16 protein-coding genes are annotated in these 18,397 nt (G+C 72.7%); 6 read left to right on the top strand and 10 right to left on the bottom strand.

Features of this window, described 5'->3' with window-relative positions:
• Window positions 1–5: 5 nt before the first annotated feature.
• Window positions 6–1,502, bottom strand: coding sequence for a DNA-binding protein NsdB (locus tag HEK131_RS14090; protein ID WP_244335389.1), 1,497 nt, complete (start codon window positions 1,500–1,502; stop codon window positions 6–8).
• A 310-nt stretch (window positions 1,503–1,812) separates the two neighbouring features.
• Between HEK131_RS14090 and HEK131_RS14085 the strand changes: the two genes are divergently transcribed.
• Both HEK131_RS14085 and HEK131_RS14080 read left to right on the top strand, forming a co-directional pair.
• Window positions 1,813–2,949: an aminoglycoside phosphotransferase family protein gene (locus tag HEK131_RS14085; RefSeq protein WP_244335387.1), complete on the top strand. Its 1,137-nt coding sequence runs from the start codon at window positions 1,813–1,815 to the stop codon at window positions 2,947–2,949.
• 263 nt (window positions 2,950–3,212) lie between these two features.
• Window positions 3,213–5,180, top strand: coding sequence for an N-acetylmuramoyl-L-alanine amidase (locus tag HEK131_RS14080; protein ID WP_244335385.1), 1,968 nt, complete (start codon window positions 3,213–3,215; stop codon window positions 5,178–5,180).
• 9 nt (window positions 5,181–5,189) lie between these two features.
• Here HEK131_RS14080 and HEK131_RS14075 read toward each other — a convergent pair whose 3' ends face one another.
• The 3 genes from HEK131_RS14075 to HEK131_RS14065 form a co-directional block, all read right to left on the bottom strand.
• On the bottom strand, window positions 5,190–5,687 hold the full coding sequence (locus HEK131_RS14075; protein ID WP_217464376.1) for a hypothetical protein: 498 nt from the start codon (window positions 5,685–5,687) through the stop codon (window positions 5,190–5,192).
• Between the two features lie 70 nt (window positions 5,688–5,757).
• A complete protein-coding gene (locus HEK131_RS14070; RefSeq protein WP_244335383.1) occupies window positions 5,758–6,660 on the bottom strand; it encodes a universal stress protein in 903 nt (300 codons plus the stop codon).
• 159 nt (window positions 6,661–6,819) lie between these two features.
• Entirely contained in the window at window positions 6,820–7,062 is a 243-nt protein-coding gene (locus HEK131_RS14065; RefSeq protein ID WP_161150257.1) for a DUF397 domain-containing protein, read from the bottom strand.
• Between the two features lie 237 nt (window positions 7,063–7,299).
• Between HEK131_RS14065 and paaK the strand changes: the two genes are divergently transcribed.
• Window positions 7,300–8,595 carry a phenylacetate--CoA ligase PaaK gene (paaK, locus tag HEK131_RS14060; protein WP_244335381.1) on the top strand — a complete coding sequence of 432 codons (1,296 nt, stop codon included), beginning with the start codon at window positions 7,300–7,302 and terminating at the stop codon, window positions 8,593–8,595.
• Here the strand turns inward: paaK and HEK131_RS14055 are convergent.
• Both HEK131_RS14055 and HEK131_RS14050 read right to left on the bottom strand, forming a co-directional pair.
• Entirely contained in the window at window positions 8,592–10,085 is a 1,494-nt protein-coding gene (locus HEK131_RS14055; RefSeq protein ID WP_244335378.1) for an acyl-CoA synthetase, read from the bottom strand. The genes paaK and HEK131_RS14055 overlap by 4 nt on opposite strands.
• A gap of 52 nt (window positions 10,086–10,137) precedes the next feature.
• Window positions 10,138–11,697 (bottom strand): phytoene desaturase family protein, encoded by a 1,560-nt coding sequence (locus tag HEK131_RS14050; protein WP_244335376.1) that lies wholly within the window; start codon window positions 11,695–11,697, stop codon window positions 10,138–10,140.
• 168 nt (window positions 11,698–11,865) lie between these two features.
• On the opposite strand from HEK131_RS14050, the gene HEK131_RS14045 reads away from it, so the two are divergent.
• On the top strand, window positions 11,866–13,119 hold the full coding sequence (locus HEK131_RS14045; RefSeq protein ID WP_244335374.1) for a HEAT repeat domain-containing protein: 1,254 nt from the start codon (window positions 11,866–11,868) through the stop codon (window positions 13,117–13,119).
• A gap of 94 nt (window positions 13,120–13,213) precedes the next feature.
• Here HEK131_RS14045 and HEK131_RS14040 read toward each other — a convergent pair whose 3' ends face one another.
• On the bottom strand, window positions 13,214–13,747 hold the full coding sequence (locus HEK131_RS14040; protein ID WP_217464371.1) for a hypothetical protein: 534 nt from the start codon (window positions 13,745–13,747) through the stop codon (window positions 13,214–13,216).
• Between the two features lie 146 nt (window positions 13,748–13,893).
• Window positions 13,894–14,283 carry a ferredoxin gene (locus HEK131_RS14035; protein ID WP_161147521.1) on the bottom strand — a complete coding sequence of 130 codons (390 nt, stop codon included), beginning with the start codon at window positions 14,281–14,283 and terminating at the stop codon, window positions 13,894–13,896.
• 175 nt (window positions 14,284–14,458) lie between these two features.
• Here HEK131_RS14035 and HEK131_RS14030 point away from each other — a divergent pair, with 175 nt between their 5' ends.
• Window positions 14,459–14,812, top strand: coding sequence for a DUF6479 family protein (locus HEK131_RS14030; RefSeq protein WP_244335372.1), 354 nt, complete (start codon window positions 14,459–14,461; stop codon window positions 14,810–14,812).
• Window positions 14,813–14,851: 39 nt separating this feature from the next.
• Here the strand turns inward: HEK131_RS14030 and HEK131_RS14025 are convergent, their stop codons facing one another.
• Entirely contained in the window at window positions 14,852–15,301 is a 450-nt protein-coding gene (locus HEK131_RS14025; protein WP_217464369.1) for an RpiB/LacA/LacB family sugar-phosphate isomerase, read from the bottom strand.
• 439 nt (window positions 15,302–15,740) lie between these two features.
• Here HEK131_RS14025 and HEK131_RS14020 point away from each other — a divergent pair, with 439 nt between their 5' ends.
• A complete protein-coding gene (locus HEK131_RS14020; protein ID WP_217464368.1) occupies window positions 15,741–16,226 on the top strand; it encodes a phospholipase in 486 nt (161 codons plus the stop codon).
• Window positions 16,227–16,274: 48 nt separating this feature from the next.
• Here HEK131_RS14020 and HEK131_RS14015 read toward each other — a convergent pair whose 3' ends face one another.
• Entirely contained in the window at window positions 16,275–18,344 is a 2,070-nt protein-coding gene (locus HEK131_RS14015; RefSeq protein ID WP_217464367.1) for a SpoIIE family protein phosphatase, read from the bottom strand.
• Window positions 18,345–18,397: the final 53 nt, after the last annotated feature.

Below are 18,397 nucleotides of genomic sequence, written 5' to 3'. Positions count from 1 at the left end.
TCCCGTCATGCGGGCGCCGCGCCGCCGTCCCGGCTGCTCCGGGGCCTGGGCAGGGCCTGCCTGATCTCCTCCCGTAGTTCGCCGACCTTCGGATAGCTCGCGTACTCCGCGGTGAGCCGGTACATCTCGCGCAGCCGGTCCCAGGTGCGGCGGGAGGAGTTCGCTCCCATCGCCATCAGCGCCAACCGGGCGTAACGGTCGGCCTGTTCGGGATCGTCGGCGATGAAGCAGGCCGAGGCCATGGAGAGATGGTCGAAGATCTTCGACCGCTCCCGCCCGTCGACCCTGAGGGCGAGCGCCTTCTGCGCGTAGTGCTGTGCGTGCACGGCCGCGCTCGGGTCGTGCTCGGCGAGCGTGCGGTAGGCGAGGGCCTGCATGCCGTACAGATCCTCGTCCTTGAAGGTCTGCATCCAGTCCGGCTGCCGGCCGTCCTGGCGATCGGAGACGAACAGGTCCTCGGCCTGGCCGAGGGTACGGCGCATGGCCTGGCCCTTGCCCATCGCCGCCTGCGCCCATGCCTCGATGGTGTGGAACATGGCCTTGGTTCTCGGCTGGAGCTCCTCCCCCGCGCCGGACTGGGCCAGCTTCATCAGGTCCATGGCGTCGTCGGGGCGGCCCAGATGCACCATCTGGCGGGCCGCCCGCGACAGCGCCTCCCCGGCGCGGGGGCGGTCGCCGCCCTCATGGGCCGCGTGCGTGGCGATGACGAAGTACTTCTGCGCCGTGGGTTCCAGGCCCACGTCGTGGGACATCCAGCCCGCGAGGACCGCCAGGTTGGCGGCGACGCCCCACAGGCGCCGCTGGAGCTGGGGTGGATGGTGGTAGGCGAGCATGCCGCCCACCTCGTTGAGCTGGCCCACGACCGCCTTGCGCTGGAGGCCGCCGCCACGGGCGGCGTCCCAGGCCCGGAACACCTCGACCGAGCGCTCCAGTTCCTCGACCTCCTGGGACCCGATGGGTGCGGCCTCGTAGCGGTCGAATCCGGCGGGTTCCGCGTGCAGGGGATCGTCGAGGACGGGGGCGTCGGCCCGGAGCGTGGGGTCGGTGTGCAACCAGTCGTGCATGGCGCTGCTGAGTGTGGCTCCCGCGGCGAGCGCGGCACCCGCGCCCACCAAGCCGCGTCGGTTGAGCATGAGGTCCATTCCCGTGAATTCGGTGAGGACCGCGGCGGTTCGTTCGGGCGCCCACAGCACGCCGTCGGGATCGTCACGCTTCCCGTCGCCCTGCCGTTTACCCGCACGCCCGTGCCGTACCAGACCGAGATCCTCCATGGTCACGACACGGCCGAGACGCTCGGTGAACAGAGCCGCCAGCACCCTCGGCACCGGATCGCGGGGGATCTCCCCCGTGTCGATCCAACGCCGTACCCGCGAGGTGTCCGTCGACAGTTGGGGGTGGCCCATGGCCGCCGCCTGCCGGTTGACCAGTCGCGCGAGTTCGCCCTTGGACCAGCCGGCCATGCCGAACAGGTCCGCAAAGCGGGAGTTGGGTTGTCCGCTCACGTCAAGCCCCCAGGTTCTCGGCTGAGTTGACAGTAGCCCCGTGCAAGTTGCCGGGCGACTATTCGCCAGGGTTCGCCAGGGTGCGCCAGATGGTGTGCCAGTGGACACCGGGTGTCAGGTAGGAAAGCGCCACCCCGGCCCGGCCGCCCAGGGACATTCCCCAGGGTGCGCCAGGGAGGACCGGGACGGGTGGGCGCGAAAAGCCCGTCAGAAGCCTCTTCGTACAGGTTCGTACAGGACTTCACGACAGCTTCAGCGCAAGCGACGCACAGGCAGGCACAGCAGGCACACGAAGGGATCTGTATCTCCCATGTACGCAGCATCGTCCTCCGTGTCCGCCCCGCCCCGGCCACCACGTCCCCGCCCCGTGGGCGGCGGACCGTATCTGGACCCGGCGGCGCGACCCGGAGCACCCCTCCTGGGAGTGGGCCGGGCACCACGAATTCCGGGGCAGCCCGGTTCCCAGCCGCTCAGCGGCAGGCTGGACCTGTCCGGCCCCCAGGGGGCCCAGCTCCGCACCGCCATCGCCTCCGTCCAGCGGATCTGCCCGGAGTTCGCCCCGGTGCAGGTGCTCCGCCGCGGCGGACGGACCGTCACCTTCGTCGGTACGACAGGACGCAGCACGGCGGTCGCCAAATGCCTGCTGGACCACACCCCCGCCTCGGCGGAACGCGTCCGGCACGAAATAGCTGCCTACCGCTCCTTCGTCCGGCACCGTCCGCCGGTGCGCGTGCCGCGGCTGATCGCGGCCGACCCGGACAACTGCGCGCTGGTGATCGAGCGGATGCCCGGCCGGGTCGCCTCTCACCGGCGGCACCCCTTGGAGGCTCCGCCGCGCGCGGACATCCGGGCCGCGCTCGGCGCGATCTGCCGGCTGAACGCCTGGCGGCCCCCGGCCGGCACCTTCGACGCCCCGCTGGACTACGCGGCCCACATCTCCCGCTACCACGAGCTGGGACTGCTCACCGACCGCGACCTGGGCGACCTCCAGAAGCTGCTGCACGGCATCGCCCACTCGTCGGGCCGCCAGGGCAGGGGCCAGTTCTGCCACGGCGACGCGCTGCTCTCCAACATCCTGATGTCGCCGACCGGTCCGGTGCTGGTCGACTGGGAGCACGCCGGCTGGTACCTGCCGGGGTACGACCTGGCCACCCTGTGGCTGGTCCTCGGGGACGCCCCGGACGCGCGCCGTCAGATCAGCCAGCTCGCCCAGTCGGGAGGCCCGGCCTCACGTGACGCCTTCCTGGTGAACCTGATGCTGGTGCTGACCCGCGAGATCCGGACCTACGAGACGGCCGTACAGCGCTCGATGCACGGCGCTCCCCCGGCCCCGGTCCCCTCGGGCGTGACGCCCTCCGGTGAGGAGCAGCGGCTGCTGCTGCGCAGGCTGCACGACGACTGCCACATGGCACGACGGGCCGTACGCGCGGCGGTCGGCACCCGCTGACTGCGCTCGCCACCAGAACACCGCGGTGCGCCCGAGCGGCGGCGCACCGCGGTTCCGGGCCTGCGGGGCGGGGGGTCACTGGTATACGCCACTGACGCCCCGCAGGCCCGCGCCCCATCAGCGCGAAACTCGCCCGAAACCCTTTGTGACGTGGGAAATCGCCTTCCCGAGGGCATCATTGACGGATCGTCGACAAGCCGGTACCACTGACCCAGCCCGGCGCCGCCCGTCCCGCCACGCCCCGCCCGTCACAGGAGGCCGCATTGCGAGGATTCGCCCCCGCCCCGTCGTCCGTACCCGGCGTCAGACGCCTGAAGCGGACCGCCGGAACGCTCGTCTCGGCCGCCCTGGTGCTGCCGCTGCTCGGCGCCGCACCGGCCGCGCCCACCGCTCCCCAGGCCGACCAGCTCCAGCGCGCCTTCGACAGCGCGGCGGCCCAGTACCACGTGCCCCGGAACGTGCTGCTGGCCGTCTCCTACCTCCAATCCCGCTGGGACGCACACGCCGGGGCGCCCAGCGTCAGTGGCGGCTACGGCCCGATGCACCTCACCGACGCCCGCACCGCGCTGACCGCGACCGAGCACCACGCGGAGGGGACCGAGGACGCCCGCGGCGACAGCGCCCGCGCCGCCCTGCACCCCGACGCCAAGGCGCCCGCCCCGGCGGAGCTGCCCGCCCGGCTGACCACGCTGCGCCGCGCGGCGGAGCTGACCGGCCTCCCGGCCACCCGGCTGCGCACCGATCCGGCCGCCAACATCGCCGGCGGCGCCGCGCTGCTGGCCTCCGCACAACGGGAGCTGGGCGAGCCGCTCAGCGCCGACCCGTCCGGCTGGTACGGCGCGGTGGCCGAGTTCTCCGCCGCCGACGACACGGCGACGGCCGCCGCGTACGCGGACGACGTGTACGAGGTGCTGCGCACCGGCGAGCGCCGCACCACCGACGCCGGCCAGCGGGTCGAGCTGGCGGCGAGCCCCCGACTGCGCGCCGACACGGCCCAGTTGAAGCGGACCGGGCTGCGCGCGCCACGGGCGGGCGACGTCGAGTGCCCGAGGTCGGTGTCGTGCGTGTCGGTCCCGGCGCCGTACGAGGAGTTCGGGGACAACGACTACGGCAACCACGACCTGGGCGTCCGCCCGGCGGCCGAGCGTGTCAGGTACATCGTCATCCATGACACCGAGGGCGGCTGGGACGGGGTGATGAACCTGATCCAGGACCCGACCTATGTGTCCTGGAACTACACGATCCGCTCGACCGACGGGTTGATCGCCCAGCATGTGAAGGCGAAGGACGTCGCCTGGCACGCGGGGAACTGGGATGTGAACGCCCGCTCCGTGGGCATCGAGCACGAGGGCTTCCTCACCGATCCGGACGCCTGGTACACGGAGGCGATGTACCGCTCCTCGGCCCGGCTGGTGAAGTACCTGTCCCGCGCCTACGGGGTGCCGCTGGACCGGCAGCACATCCTGGGCCATGAGAACGTGCCCGGTCCGACGGCATCCACCGTTCCCGGTATGCACACCGACCCCGGCCCGTACTGGGACTGGCGGCACTACTTCGAGCTGCTCGGCCGCCCCTTCGAGCGCACGGGCACCAGCCGTTCGTCACTGGTGACGATCCTGCCGGACTACGCCGCCAACCAGCCGGTGTACACGGGCTGCACGACGAAGGGCGAGCCCTGCCCCGCGCACGGTTCCGGTGAGGTGCGGCTGTACTCCGACCACGACGTGAACGCGCCGCTGATCAAGGACATCGGCCTGGGCACCGTGCCGACCGACGGGGTCAACGACCTGTCCTCGCGGGTCTCCACCGGTCAGCAGTACGCGGTCGCCGGACGCTGGGGCGACTGGACGGCGATCTGGTACCTGGGCCAGAAGGCGTGGTTCCGCAACCCGCACCGCGAGCCCACGGCGGTCTCCGCGTCCGGGGCCACGATCACCCCGAAGGCGGGCCTGGCGAGCGTCCCGGTGTACGGCCGCGCCTACCCGGAGAAGGAGGCGTACCCGGCGGGCGTACCGGCGCAGTCGGTGGTGCCGCTGCCGTACACGATCCCGGCCGGGCAGAAGTACGTGGTCGGCGACCGGATGCCGGGCGAGTACTACTACGCCGTCACCTTCACCGAGGACTCGCACCAGGTGATCGCCGGCAAGGACCTGTACTACGAGATCCAGTACGGCCACCGGGTCGGGTTCGTCCGCGCGGCGGACGTGGACCTGTCGGCCGTCCGCCGCTAGCGGCCCGCCTCAGCCCTGCTGGAAAAGCTCCGCCGGGAGCGGCTTCAGCAGGGCGTAGAGGTCGTCGGTGATGGGGCGGTCCCAGGCGGCGATGGTCACCAGGACGCCGTCGCTGCGGTCGAACTGCACGCAGGAGATCCGGCCCTCGGAGAGCTTGAGGCGACGCACGATCAGCAGGTTGTCGCCCTGGAGGACGGGGGTGTCCTCGGAGCCGACGACGGTGACCTCCTCGTCGTTGTCCAGCGCAAGCAGCAACTGGGCGACCTCGAAGGGGATCTCGCCCTCGGCGGTCTCGCGGGCCGGGGAGCCCTCGGGGAGGTTGCCGATGATCATGGCCGGGCCGCGGCCGCCGAACAGGTCGTAGCGCAGGAAGACGCCCTGGCACGTGCCGTCGGGGGCGGGCAGCAGGCCCGCGCCGAGGTTGCCGGGCCAGTCGCCGGGGTCCATGGCCAGCACGTCGAAGTCTGGTCCGGCGGGAGTGGCGCTGCGGCGGCGGAGGAACGACATGCGGCCAATGGTACGTGCCCGGACCGGCACGGCGGCGTGCGGGAGCCCCCTCGGCATGGCCCGCACGGGGTCATTCCTCGGCCGGGGCGGCGGGGATCACGGCGACGGGGCTCGCCGCGTGCAGCAGGACCGCCTGGGTGACCGAGCCCAGCATGCGCGCGGGCACGAGCAGCCGGCGCCGGTGGCGGCCGACGACGACGAGATCGGCGCCCGCCGAGAGGGCGACGAGATGCCCGGCGGCGTCGCCCGGCAGCGCCTCGGCCTCCGCCTCGACGTCGGGGAACTGGGCGCGCAGCGGGTCGAGGAAGCCTTCGGCGAGGACGCGGGTCTCGCTCTCGACGGCGATCTGGTCGATGGGCGGCGGGACGAGCTGGCCGGGGGCGGACCAGGTCTGGACGGGCCAGGGGTAGGCGGCGATCACCTGGAGGCGGGCGCCGAGCAGTGCCGCCTCGGCGAAGGCGAAGCCGAGGACGCCGTCGTCGGGGCTGTCGACGTGCAGCCCGACGACGACCCGGGGGCCGGGCCGCTCCGGTGGTTCGGCGTGCACCTCGCGGCCGGGCCGGGGGACGACGACCACCGGGCAGGAGGCGTCACGGGCGGCGGCGAGGGAGTTCGAGCCGAGGAGCAGGCTGGCGAAGCCGCCCCGGCCGCGTGATCCGAGGACCAGCAGTTGGGCGTCGGCGCCGAGTTCGGGCAGGACAGCGCCGGGTACGCCCTCGACGGCGACGTACTCCACGGTGGGCAGGTCGGTGCGCTCCGCGAGCCTGGCGCGCACCTCGTCGAGGACGGGGTCGCCGCTCTCGTCGGGCGGGTCGGCGACGATGATGTCGGCCTCGCCCCAGGCCGCGTACTGGCGCACATGCATGACGCGCAGCGGTGCGACACGGCGGCGGGCGGCCTGAAGGGCCCAGTCCAGGGCGCGCAGGCTGTCCTCGGAACCGTCGACCGCGGCGATGACCGGCGCAGCGCTCATCGTTCCTCACCTCCGGAAGATGCCCCCGTGCCGGGGCGGGCCTCTTGTCGGGGCCAGCCTCGCTCAGGCGGCCCTCCCGGCGAGGCGCCGCGGGGCGCGTGTCCGGCGATTGCGGCCGGAACACCCCCGGTCGGCTCCGGCCACAGGGCGCCGGGCGGATCAGGTGAGGTCGAACTCGCCCTCGCGGGCCCCGGAGACGAAGGCGCCCCATTCGGCGGGGGTGAAGATCAGGGAGGGGCTCTCGGGGCGGCGGCTGTTGCGCATGGCGATGAAGCCCTCGACGAAGGCGATCTGGACGTCGCCCAGACCCCTGCTGCTGGACTGCCACTGGGCCCCGCTGAGGTCCAGGTCCGGCTTGTCCCAGCCCGTGAGCGACTGCTGCTGGATGGTGCTCTCGGCCACGTCCGTGCTCCTCCCATTACGTCGTCCGCGGCTCAGCCTAGCGACCGGCCAGGACGGCGCACAGGCCACGTGAGGGGGACCTTGGGGCGGGTGGGTGTACGCGGGCGCCGGGCCGCGCGCGGAAAAATCCCGGCCTGCCTCTTGCCCGGGGCCCGATGGCCTGAATTACTGGCCTCGGCAAGATCGACCGAATGATCGGTCGTCCGTATTGCGTGTCGCGTGCGAGGGGAAGTCCCGATGGCGGATGAGACGGACCTGCTGGACGCGGGCGAGCGGCTCGGGCCCGAGGAACTGCGTGCGCTCCAGTTGGAGCGGCTGCGCGCCTCACTGGGGCACGCCTACGCCCATGTGCCGTTCTACCGGGAGTCCTTCGACAAGGCAGGGGTGCGCCCCGAGGACTGCCGGTCGCTCGCCGACCTCGCGCACTTCCCGTTCACCACCAAGGCGGACCTGCGGGCGAACTACCCGTACGGGATGTTCGCGGTGCCCAGGGAGCGGGTGCGGCGGCTGCACGCCTCCAGTGGGACGACGGGGCTGCCCACGGTGGTCGGCTACACCGACAACGACCTTTCGGTGTGGGCGGACATGGTGGCCCGCTCGATCCGTGCCGCGGGCGGGCGACCTGGTGACATCGTCCATGTGGCGTACGGCTATGGCCTGTTCACCGGAGGACTGGGCGCGCACTACGGTGCCGAGCGGCTGGGCTGCACGGTGGTGCCCGCCTCCGGCGGCATGACGTCCCGGCAGGTGCGGCTGATCCAGGATCTCGGGCCCGGCGTCATCATGGTCACGCCCTCGTACATGCTGACGCTGCTGGACGAGTTCGAGCGGCAGGGGGTGGACCCGCGCTCCACCTCGCTCCGGGTGGGGGTGTTCGGGGCCGAGCCGTGGACGGAGAGCATGCGGCGGGAGATCGAGGAGCGGTTCGCCATCGACGCCGTGGACATCTACGGGCTGTCGGAGGTGATCGGTCCGGGGGTGGCGCAGGAGTGCGTGGAGACCAAGGACGGTCTGCACGTGTGGGAGGACCACTTCTACCCGGAGGTGGTGGACCCGATCACCGGTGAGGTGCTGCCGGAGGGCGAGCGGGGCGAGTTGGTGTTCACCTCGCTCACCAAGGAGGCCATGCCGATCGTCCGCTACCGGACGCGGGACCTGACCCGGCTGCTGCCGGGGACGGCGCGGGTGTTCCGGCGGATGGAGAAGATCACCGGGCGCAGCGACGACATGGTGATCCTGCGCGGGGTCAACCTGTTCCCGACCCAGATCGAGGAGATCGTGCTGCGCACCCCCGGTGTGGCGCCGCACTTCCAGCTCCGGCTGACGCGGGAGGGGCGCATGGACGCGCTCACCGTGCGGGCGGAGGCGCGTCCCGGTGCCACGCCGGAGGTGCGGGAGACGGCGGCCCGGTCGATCGCGGCGGCGGCGAAGGACGGCATCGGGGTGTCGGTGTCCGTGGAGATCGTGGAGCCGGAGTCGCTGGAGCGCTCGGTGGGCAAGATCCGCCGCATCGTGGACCTGCGCCCGCGCTAGCCGAGCCGGTCGCGCAGCTCCCGCTTGAGGATCTTGCCGCTGGCGTTGCGCGGGAGTTCGGCGACGAAGTGGACGCGCTTGGGCGCCTTGAAGGCGGGCAGCTCCTCGCGGACATGGGCGATGAGGGCCTCCTCGGTGACGTCGCCCCGGGGGACGACGACCGCGGTGACGGCCTCGATCCAGCGCTCGTCGGGCAGCCCGATCACGGCGGCCTCGGCGACCGCCTCGTGGGTGTAGAGGGCGTCCTCGACCTGGCGGGAGGCGACCAGCACGCCGCCGGAGTTGATGACGTCCTTCACCCGGTCGACGATTCGGAAGTATCCGTCGGCGTCCCGGACCGCGAGGTCGCCGGAGCGGAACCAGCCGTCGCGGAAGGCGGCGGCGGTCTCGTCGGGCTTGTCCCAGTAGCCCTCGCACAACTGGGGCGAGCGGTAGACGATCTCGCCGGGGGTGCCGTCCGGCACGTCCCGCCCCTCCTCGTCGACCACGCGGGCGTCCACGAACAGCACGGTCCGGCCGCAGGAGTCGAGGCGGCCCTTGTGCTCGTTCGGGGCGAGGACGGTGGCGAGCGGGCCGATCTCGCTCTGTCCGAAGCAGTTGTAGAAGGCGAGCTTCGGCAGGCGTTCGCGCAGCCGCTCCAGCACGGGCACCGGCATGACCGACGCGCCGTAGTACGCCTTGCGCAGGCCGCTCAGGTCGCGGTCGGCGAAGTCGGGGCGGCCGGCGAGCGCGATCCACACGGTGGGCGGGGCGAACAGGCTGTCGCAGCGTCCCGTCTCGATCAGGTCCAGGAGGCGGTCGCCGTCGGGGGCGTCGAGGATCGTGCTGGTCGCGCCGACGGCGAGGTAGGGCAGCAGGAAGACGTGCATCTGCGCCGAGTGGTAGAGCGGCAGCGCGTGCACGGGCAGGTCGCCCGCGCTCAGGTCGAGGGCGGTGATCGCGCTGAGGTACTCGTGGACCAGCGCCCGGTGGGTCATCATCGCGCCCTTGGGCAGCGCGGTGGTGCCGGAGGTGTAGAGCAGTTGCACCAGGTCCTCGGTGCGCGGCTCCGGCCCGGTGTACGGCGGGGTGCCGGCCAGGCGGGCGAGCAGGGAGTCGTCCGCGTCGCGCAGCGGGAGGGTGCGGGTGCCGGCCGGGAGCCGGTCGGCGAGGGCGGGGTCGGTCAGGGTGAGGGCACTGCCGGACTGGTCGAGCAGGTAGCCGAGGTCGGCGCCGGTCAGGTTCTGGTTGACGGGGACGTGGACCAGGCCCGCGCGGGCACAGCCGAGGAAGGCGATGAGGTAGGCGTCGGAGTTGTGGCCGTAGGCGGCCACCCGGTCGCCCGGGTCGAGCCCTTGGGCCAGCAGCAGGGCGGCGGCACGGGAGACGGCGTCGTCCAGTTCCGCGTAGGTCCAGACGCGTTCGCCGTACTTCAGCGCCACGCGGGCCGGGGTGCGGCGGGCGCTGCGCCGCAGCACCCCGTCGACGGTGCTGCCGTGTCCCTGTGTCATGACAGCCGATCCTCGGGCCGGCGGACCCGCAGGTCAAGATCCTCGGCCGCTGTCACTCCCCCAGCACGGCCATCGCCGCGTTGTGCCCGGGAACCCCGCTCACCCCGCCGCCGCGCACCGCGCCCGCGCCACAGAGCAGGACGTTGGCGTGCCGGGTCTCCACGCCCCAGCGGCCGGTGCCGTCCTGGGCGTAGGGCCAGGTGAGGGCCCGGTGGAAGATGTTGCCGCCGGGCAGGCCGAGGTCGCGGTCGAGGTCGAGCGGGGTCTTGGCCTCGATGCAGGGGCGGCCGTCGGCGTCGGTGGCCAGGCAGTCCGCGAGGGGTTCGGCGAGGTGGGCGTCGAGCTGGGCGAGGGTGGACTTCAGCAGTTCCTCGCGTACGGCGTCGTTGTCCCGGGCGAAGAGGCGGGCGGGGGTGTGCAGGCCGAAGAGGGTGAGGGTCTGGTAGCCGCGTGCGGCGAGGTCGGGGCCGAGGATGGTGGGGTCGGTCAGGGAGTGGCAGTAGATCTCCGAGGGCGGGGCGGCGGGGAGTTCACCGGCGGCCGCCTGGGCGTGGGCGGTGGCGAGCTGCTGGTAGCCCTCGGCGATGTGGAAGGTCCCGGCGAACGCCTCACGGGGGTCGACGGAGCTGTCCTTGAGCCTGGGTAGCCGCTTGAGCAGCATGTTCACCTTGAGCTGGGCGCCCTCGGCGGGTTCGGGGGCGATGTCGCCGGTGAGGGCCGCCAGTTCGCGCGGGGAGGCGTTGACCAGGACGTGGCGGGCGGCGGCGACGCCTTCGCCGTCGGCGGTGCGGTAGGTGACCTCGGCGGAGCGGCCGTCGGTGTCGATACGGACCGCCTCGTGCCCGGTGGCGATCTCGGCGCCGGCCGCGCGGGCCGCCCCGGCGAGGGCGTCGGTGAGGGCGCCCATGCCGCCGACGGGTACGTCCCAGGCGCCGGTGCCGCCGCCGATGACGTGGTAGAGGAAGCAGCGGTTCTGGGCGAGGGAGGGGTCGTGGGCGTCGGCGAAGGTGCCGATGAGCGCGTCGGTGAGGACGACGCCGCGCACCAGGTCGTCGCGGAAGTTCTCCTCGACGGCGACTCCGATCGGTTCCTCGAACAGGGCCCGCCAGGCGTCCTCGTCGGCGACCCGGGCGCGCAGTTCGGCGCGGGTGGGCAGCGGTTCGGTGAGGGTGGGGAAGACCCGCCGGGCGACCTCGCCGGTCATGTCGTAGAAACGCTGCCAGGAGGCGAACTCGCTGTCACCGCCGGTCAGTTCGGCGAAGGCACGCCGGGTGCGCCCCTCGCCGCCCCCGACGAGCAGCCCGGTGGCCCGGCCGCCGCGCTCGACGGGGGTGTACGAGGAGATGGTGCGGCCCTGCACCCGGAAGTCCAGCCCGAGGTCGCGGACGATCTTGTCCGGCAGCAGGCTGACGAGGTAGGAGTAGCGCGACAGCCTGGCGTCGACCCCGGCGAACGGCCGGCTGGAGACGGCGGCCCCGCCGGTGCGACCGAGCCGCTCCAGCAGCAGGACCGAGCGGCCGGCGCGGGCCAGGTAGGCGGCCGCGACCAGGCCGTTGTGTCCCCCGCCGACGATGACGGCGTCGTACGTCCGGGTTCCCTCGTGTGCAGGCATGGTTCTTGGTAGCACGGTTGATCTTCGCCGGGTAGGGGTGCGCGGGGACTGACGCTCCAGGCCGGGAACGTTCGCCGGGCCGACGACTCCGAGCGCCTGCCCTCCGCCTGATCGACACTGCCGACTACCCTGTCCCACGGGGCTGATCAGGCAGCGGGGAGCGGGGCAATGCCGGGGGCGGAAGACCATCTGGTCGAGGCGGTGCGCGCGGGCCGTGCGCAGCGTGTGCGGGAGCTGCTGTGGGCGGGCGCCGACCCGGAGTCGGCGGACGACGAGGGCACTCCTGTGCTGTGCCTCGCCGTCGGCGCGTTCGACGGCTACGTCGCGCAAGCCCTGCTGGACGCGGACGCCGATCCGCTCCGGCCGCTGCCCGACGGGACCACACCGCTGCTGCGGGCCGTCGCCTCCGGCGACGCCGACCTCACCGGCGCCATGCTCGTGGGAGCGGCGGACCGGCTCACGCAGGAGGACCAGGAGGCCCTCCTGGCCTGTGCGCGTCGCTGGTCGGAGACCGGCGCGGAGGCGGGTCTCGGCCGCGTGACCGGCGCCACCGGCCCGGCCGGTCGCCGGCGGATCATGGACCGGTACCCCGCCAACGAGTACGACATGATCACACTCGGCGGGGAGAGCGTGTACGACGGTCACTCCGCCGTGCTCACCTGCCTGGAGGCGGAGTTCGGGGTGCGCCGGCCGTTCGAGGAGCTGCTCGCCCGGGCACTGGCCCGCGCCGACGGGACCCACGCCGACTGGTTGGAGACGACCGCCGTGCTCGGCCACCGGCTGGACGACGAGACGTGGGAAGCGGCCCTGTCCCTGCGTTCGGACCCCGACCCCCTGCGCCGACTGTTCGCCGCGGATCTCGTGTGGCATTTCGTCCTCCTCGACGGTCCGCCCAGGTGTGAGGAGTACCGGTTCGAGCGGCGGGCGCTGGATGTCCTCCTGCCGTGGGCCCTCGAGGAGACGGACCCGACGGTGCTCGCGTCGGTACTGAAGGGGCTGAGTGAACTCGACGACCCGAGGATCGAGGAAGTGGTGCTGGCCCACCGCACGCACCCCGACCCGCGGGTGCGCACGCAGGTGCCGGGGGCGCTGCGCAGGACGCGCTACGCCTTCACCCACCCCGAGGCGTGGGAGGTGCTCGCCGCGCTGGCCCGCGACGCCGACGCCCGTGTCCGCGCGATCGTGTGCGAGCACCTCTACGCGTTCGAAGGCCGCGGCCTCGCCTGCGCCGACATCCTGGCCGGGTTCCTCGACGAGGACGACCAGCTGGTCCGCATCAAGGCCGTCAGCGGCCTCGCCGACGCCGACGACCCCCGCTGCGTGGACGGTGCCCGTCTGATCGGTCCGGTCGATCGGACGGAGTGGCCGGACACCTGGCTGCTGGATGCGGTGTGGCGCTACGAGCATCGGCATGGCGGCTAGGGCCTGGCTTCCAGCGGCACGGTGCCGGTCGAGTGTGCGCCCAGGCTCCGGCGCGATACCGGCCGCTGTCCCGGCAACCTGTCCGGTCACCGTGCTAGTCGGCGCAGCCCGCGTCCTGCGCGCTGCCTTCGGCGTTGGCGCCGACGGTCACCTCGTAGGCGATGCCCTGACCGGGGTCCGGGGCGGGTGACCAGGCGCCGAGCTGGAAGTCGACGACGAGGACCAGGTGACGGCCGTCGGCGGTGCGGGTCCAGCAGGCGGCGTCGGCGCGGGCGGCGGGGTCGCTGCGCCAGCCCTGTGCGGCGGCGGTGCGGGCGTAGTGGTCGACGACCTCCTCGCGGGTGCCGGTGAAGGCGTAGACGCGGTCCGCGTGGAGCCAGGCCGTGCCGGGGCTGTCGTCGTCGCAGCCGGTGGAGACGCCCGCGCCGCGGTAGTTGGCGGGGGCGACGGCACCGGCGGGGTGCGAGGACAGCACCGGCTGGGCGGCGAGGTCCTTGCGCGCGGCCCCGGAATCCTCGCAGCTCCCGCCGCCGCGGACGAGGGAACACCCGCCGAGCAGGGCGGCGGGCAGCACGAGGGCCGCCACGAGCGCGGTGCGGCGGAGGCGGGACGGGAAGGTGGGGAACAACTCTGCTCCTGGAAAAGGGCGTCGGTGAGCGCACCGGTGCGTCGGAGTAGAGATACTGGAGCAGCGAGCCCCTGTTCAGCCAGTACCCGGCCCGCCTCGGGCCGAGGCCGCCGGACCCGAAGGTCCGCGCGGCACGGGGCGCGGGGTCAGGCGAGGGCCGCCATGAAGTCCACGCACGCCTGCGCGCAGGTACGGCAGGCCGTGGCGGCGTTCTCGGCACCGGGCTGGCCCTCGAACGCCTCGGCGGCCTCGACGCACAGCGAGCGGCACCACTCCAACTGGAGCCTGATCTCGTCCTCGGTGCCCTCGCCGTCCGCGCGGCCCTCTTCGGACAGCGCGCGGCAGGTCGAGTCGCAGACCTCGGCGCACATGATGCCGAGCCTGCGGGCGCGCTCCTGTCCGGCGGTGCCGTAGGAGCCGACGAGGCTGGCGCGCACGGCGCAGGCCCGCGCGCAGTCGGAGCATGCCTGGGCGCAGGCGAACCGGTCCTCCAGAAACTGGTAGAGCTGCTCTCGCGATGGGGGCGGAGGTGTCACACGGGGCGGGTAGCCGTGGCGCGGCGGCGTAAACGCGTGAGCAACGGCCCGGTGGACGTGGCGATTTCAAGGACACGGACGGTGCGCGAATGGGCACACAGGGCATCCATCCACACCCCCCTACTGTCCGGTTCATACCTTTTATGCGGGGTACTCCACTGTTATGAACACCGCAATGACTCAGTTGGCGGCACCGAGCGGGCTGATCAGCCTGGTGCTCTTCGTCGTGGCCGTGGCCGTGCTCGGGCTGCTCGCGGGCGGCTTCTGGATGTCTTGCCGGATCAAGGACCGTGAGCCGCCCCGCCCCAGCGCGGACGAACAGCCGCATCTGCCTCCGGAGGGTGCGACCCGGGAGGTGCAGGAGAACCGGGAACCCGACGAGATACCGCGCACCCCCAAGGGCGGACGCGCGCTCCTCCCCTACGAACTCAGCAACATGGGCACCAAGACCAGCGAGAACAAGGACCGACCGCGCTGGAGCAAGGGTTCCAGCGGCTCCTTCGGCGGGGGCGGCCTGGGCGCTCACTGACCCGAGGGGCACCGGCACCCGCCGGCACCGGGGACCGTCTCAGCGTGGCCGCGCGTCGAGCGCTTCGACGTGGGCCACGTTGCGGCGGTCCTCCTCGTCCTGACTCGGCGCGGCCGCGAACCAGGCGTCGAGGATCTCCTTCAGCAGCGGCGCCGAGGTGAGCCGCAGGCTGAGCGCGAGGACGTTGGCGTCGTTCCAGCGGCGGGCGCCGTCCGCCGTGGCGGCGTCCGCGCAGAGGGCGGCGCGCACCCCTGGCACCTTGTTCGCGGCGATCGAGGCGCCGGTGCCGGTCCAGCAGCAGACGACCGCCTGCTCGGCCGCACCCTCGGCCACGTCCCGCGCGGCGGCCTCCGAGCACACCGCCCACCGCGGGTCCGCCCCGGCCCGCAGTGCGCCGTACTCACGCACCTCATGCCCCCGGCCGCGCAATTCGGCCACGAGGAGACGGGCAACCGGTTCGTCCATGTCGGAGGAGACGGAGATACGCACGAGTCGCCCCTCACTGTGTCGCTCGCTGTGCCTGTACAGGACTCCACGCTACCCAACTCGGCTCACGATGCCGACAGATGGGATTGACGCCACCGCACTTCGTGCTGCTCGGCGCCCCGGTGCTGCTGTGGCTGGGACATCCCACGTCCGCTCGGTGGTCCGGGCGGAGGAGATCCACCGCTCCGTGGCGGCGGGCCGCGTCCCGGCCTGACCGGCCGAGCACTCACCGGAGCCCCGGCGGGACCGTCCGCCGGGGCTCCGGGCGTTCGAAGTCCGCCTCGAATTTGCCGGGTTGAGCCGGATTGCGGCTGACAGTTTGTTGAATTTCCTCGAAGAATTCTTTGACATGGACTGTTCATGTGACGGAGTTCTGGTCCAAGCTGACCCCGCCTCGCAAACCCCGCGAGGCTTGCTGGGCCCCACACTCCGGAGGTCTTTCATGCGCCGTCCCCACGCCGTCTCCCTCGCCGCCGCCGGTGCCGCACTGGCGCTGCCCGTGGTGCTGGTACTCGCGAGCGACGCCTCGGCGGCTCCCGCCGACAAGCCGCAGGTGCTGAGCTCCTGGACGCAGACCAGCGCGGCCAGCTACAACGCGTGGGTCTCCGCCAGGGCGAACCAGGGCGCCTGGGCGGCCTACGGCTTCGACTGGTCGACGGACTACTGCAGCTCCTCGCCCGACAACCCGTTCGGCTTCCCCTTCCAGACGGCGTGCGCCCGCCACGACTTCGGCTACCGCAACTACAAGGCCGCCGGCACCTTCTCCGCGAACAAGTCCCGTATCGACTCCGCCTTCTACGAGGACCTCAAGCGCGTCTGCAACAACTACTCCGGCGCCACCAAGACCTCCTGCAACTCGACGGCGTGGACCTACTACCACGCGGTCGACATCTTCGGCCTGAAGGGCGCGGACACCGCCCGCTCCTGACCCGCTCCGCCGGGCGCGCCACCACGGCGCGCCCGGCGCGCATGCGTCCTACGCCCCGCCGAACCGCGCCAGCAGCAACGCCACGTCGTCCCCCGAGGAGCGGTCGACCGTGTCGAGGAGCCGGTCGCAGGTCTGCTGAAGGGAACCGGTCGCGCCTTCCAGGCCGCGGCAGAGGGCGTGCAGCCCCACGTCGATGGCGTCGCCCCTGGTCTCGACCAGGCCGTCGGTGTACAGGGCCAGCAGAGAACCCTCGGGAAGCTTCACCTCCAGCGTGCCGAAGGGCACTCCCCCGACACCCAGGGGCGCGGCGGTGGGGATGTCGAGGAGCGTGGCCCCTTGGTCCGACTGGACCAGAATGGGCGGGAGATGACCCGCGCAGGAGAGGGTGCAGGTGCCGCGCCTGGGGTCGAAGACCGCGTAGACGCAGGTGGCGAAGGACTCGCTGAGGGTGGCGGCGGTCTCGTCCAGATGGCCGAGCAGTTCGGCCGGCGGCAGGTCGAGCCGGGCCAAGGCCCGTGTGGTGGTGCGCAGTTGCCCCATGATGGCGGCGGCCCGGACACCGCTGCCCATCACGTCGCCGACCACGAGACCCACCTTGCCGTCGCTGAGCGGCAGTACGTCGTACCAGTCACCGCCGACCTCGGTGCCACTGCCCGCGGGGCGGTAGCCGACGGCGATCTCCAGGCCCTCGGGCTGGTCGGGCGGGGTCTGCGGGAGCAGGCTGCGCTGGAGGGTGAGCGCGGTGTCCCGCTCGCGGCCGTACAGCAGGGCGTTGTCCACGCTGATGGCCGCCCGTCCGACGATCTCGCACACCATCTGCAGGTCACGGCTGTCGAAGGGGCGGGTGTTGCCCGTGCGGTACAGGCTGAGCACGCCCAGCACGGTGCCCCGCGCGACCAGCGGCGCCGCGAGGTAGCTGCGTACACCCGCCTTGCGGAGCGCCGCGACCGCCTGTTCGTCGCCGGAGATCCGCCGCAGCGCGGCCCCGTCCACGCGGGAGATCATGGTCGGCGTGGCCTCCCGGACGCTGCGGCGCATCATCGGGGCCGGCTCCTCGGTGCCGAGGTTCTCCCACAGCGCGGTGCCGCCCATGTCGTCGTCCGGGTGGGCGGGGGCCACGGCGACGGTGACGAACCGGGCCTGTTCGCCGGTGGTGGTCCGGCGCCCGGTGGCGACGGACTCCAGCAGGTCGACGGTGGCCAGGTCGGCGAACCGGGGCACGACGGCCTCGGCCAGCTCCCGCGCCGTCTGCCGCAGATCGAGCGTGCTGCCGATGTCGGCGCTGGCCTCGGAGAGGGTGGCCAGGTGCCTGTGCGCCGCCGCGATCTCGGCCGCGGCGAGATGGCGCGCGGTGACGTCCACGACCGAGACCGCAACGCCCAGCACCTTCCCGCGCCGGTCCTCGATCCGGTAGTACGACTCCGACCAGGCGTGTTCGTGGTCGGGGTCGGCCGGGACGCGGCCGATGGTGCGGTGGTCGAGGATCGGCTCGCCGGTACGCAGCACCTGCCGCATCGCCGCCTCGATGGCCCGCGAGTCCACCCCCGGCAGCGTGTCCTCCAGCCGCCGCCCGACCACGTCCTCCTCGGTCACCCCGTTGGCGGTGGTCAGGGCGGCGTTGATCCGCATCCAGCGCAGCTCGGTGTCGAAGACGGCGAGGCCGACCGGCGACTGGTTGATCAGCAGCTCGGACAGGGCCAGGTCGCTCTCCACCCGGCGCACGGTGTCCACGTCGGCGGCGAGCGCCAGCCCGAGCACGTTCCCCTCGGGGTCGTGCAGACGGCCCTTGCGGTATTCGACCGAACGGGTCGTGCCGTCCTTGCACCGGGCGAGGAAGACCCCCGCGAAACTGGTGCCGACCTGCGCCTGCGTGAACAGTTCGTGGATGCGTTGCGCGTCCTCCGGCAGCGCCAGCAGATCGATGAGGGACCTGCCGAGCGCCTCGGCGGCGTCGTAGCCGAACAGGTGCTCGGCCTCCGGGCTCCACAGGACGATCCGGCCCTCGGCGTCCAGGACCACGGCGGAGGCATGGAGCAGGTCGAGGAGCCCGCCGGGCACCCGGACGGCCCGGTCCGCGGCCGGGCCGGGCCCGTGGTCCCACAGGTCCTTGGCACCCATACCTGTCGCCTTCCCGTCGACCGGCCCGGTGCGCGCACACGGGCCGCGTCTTT

The sequence above is a fragment of the Streptomyces seoulensis genome (assembly GCF_022846655.1).
Lineage (GTDB): Bacteria > Actinomycetota > Actinomycetes > Streptomycetales > Streptomycetaceae > Streptomyces.
Note: the sequence above shows the minus strand (reverse complement) of the source record. Positions and strands in the feature narration are given on the sequence as shown.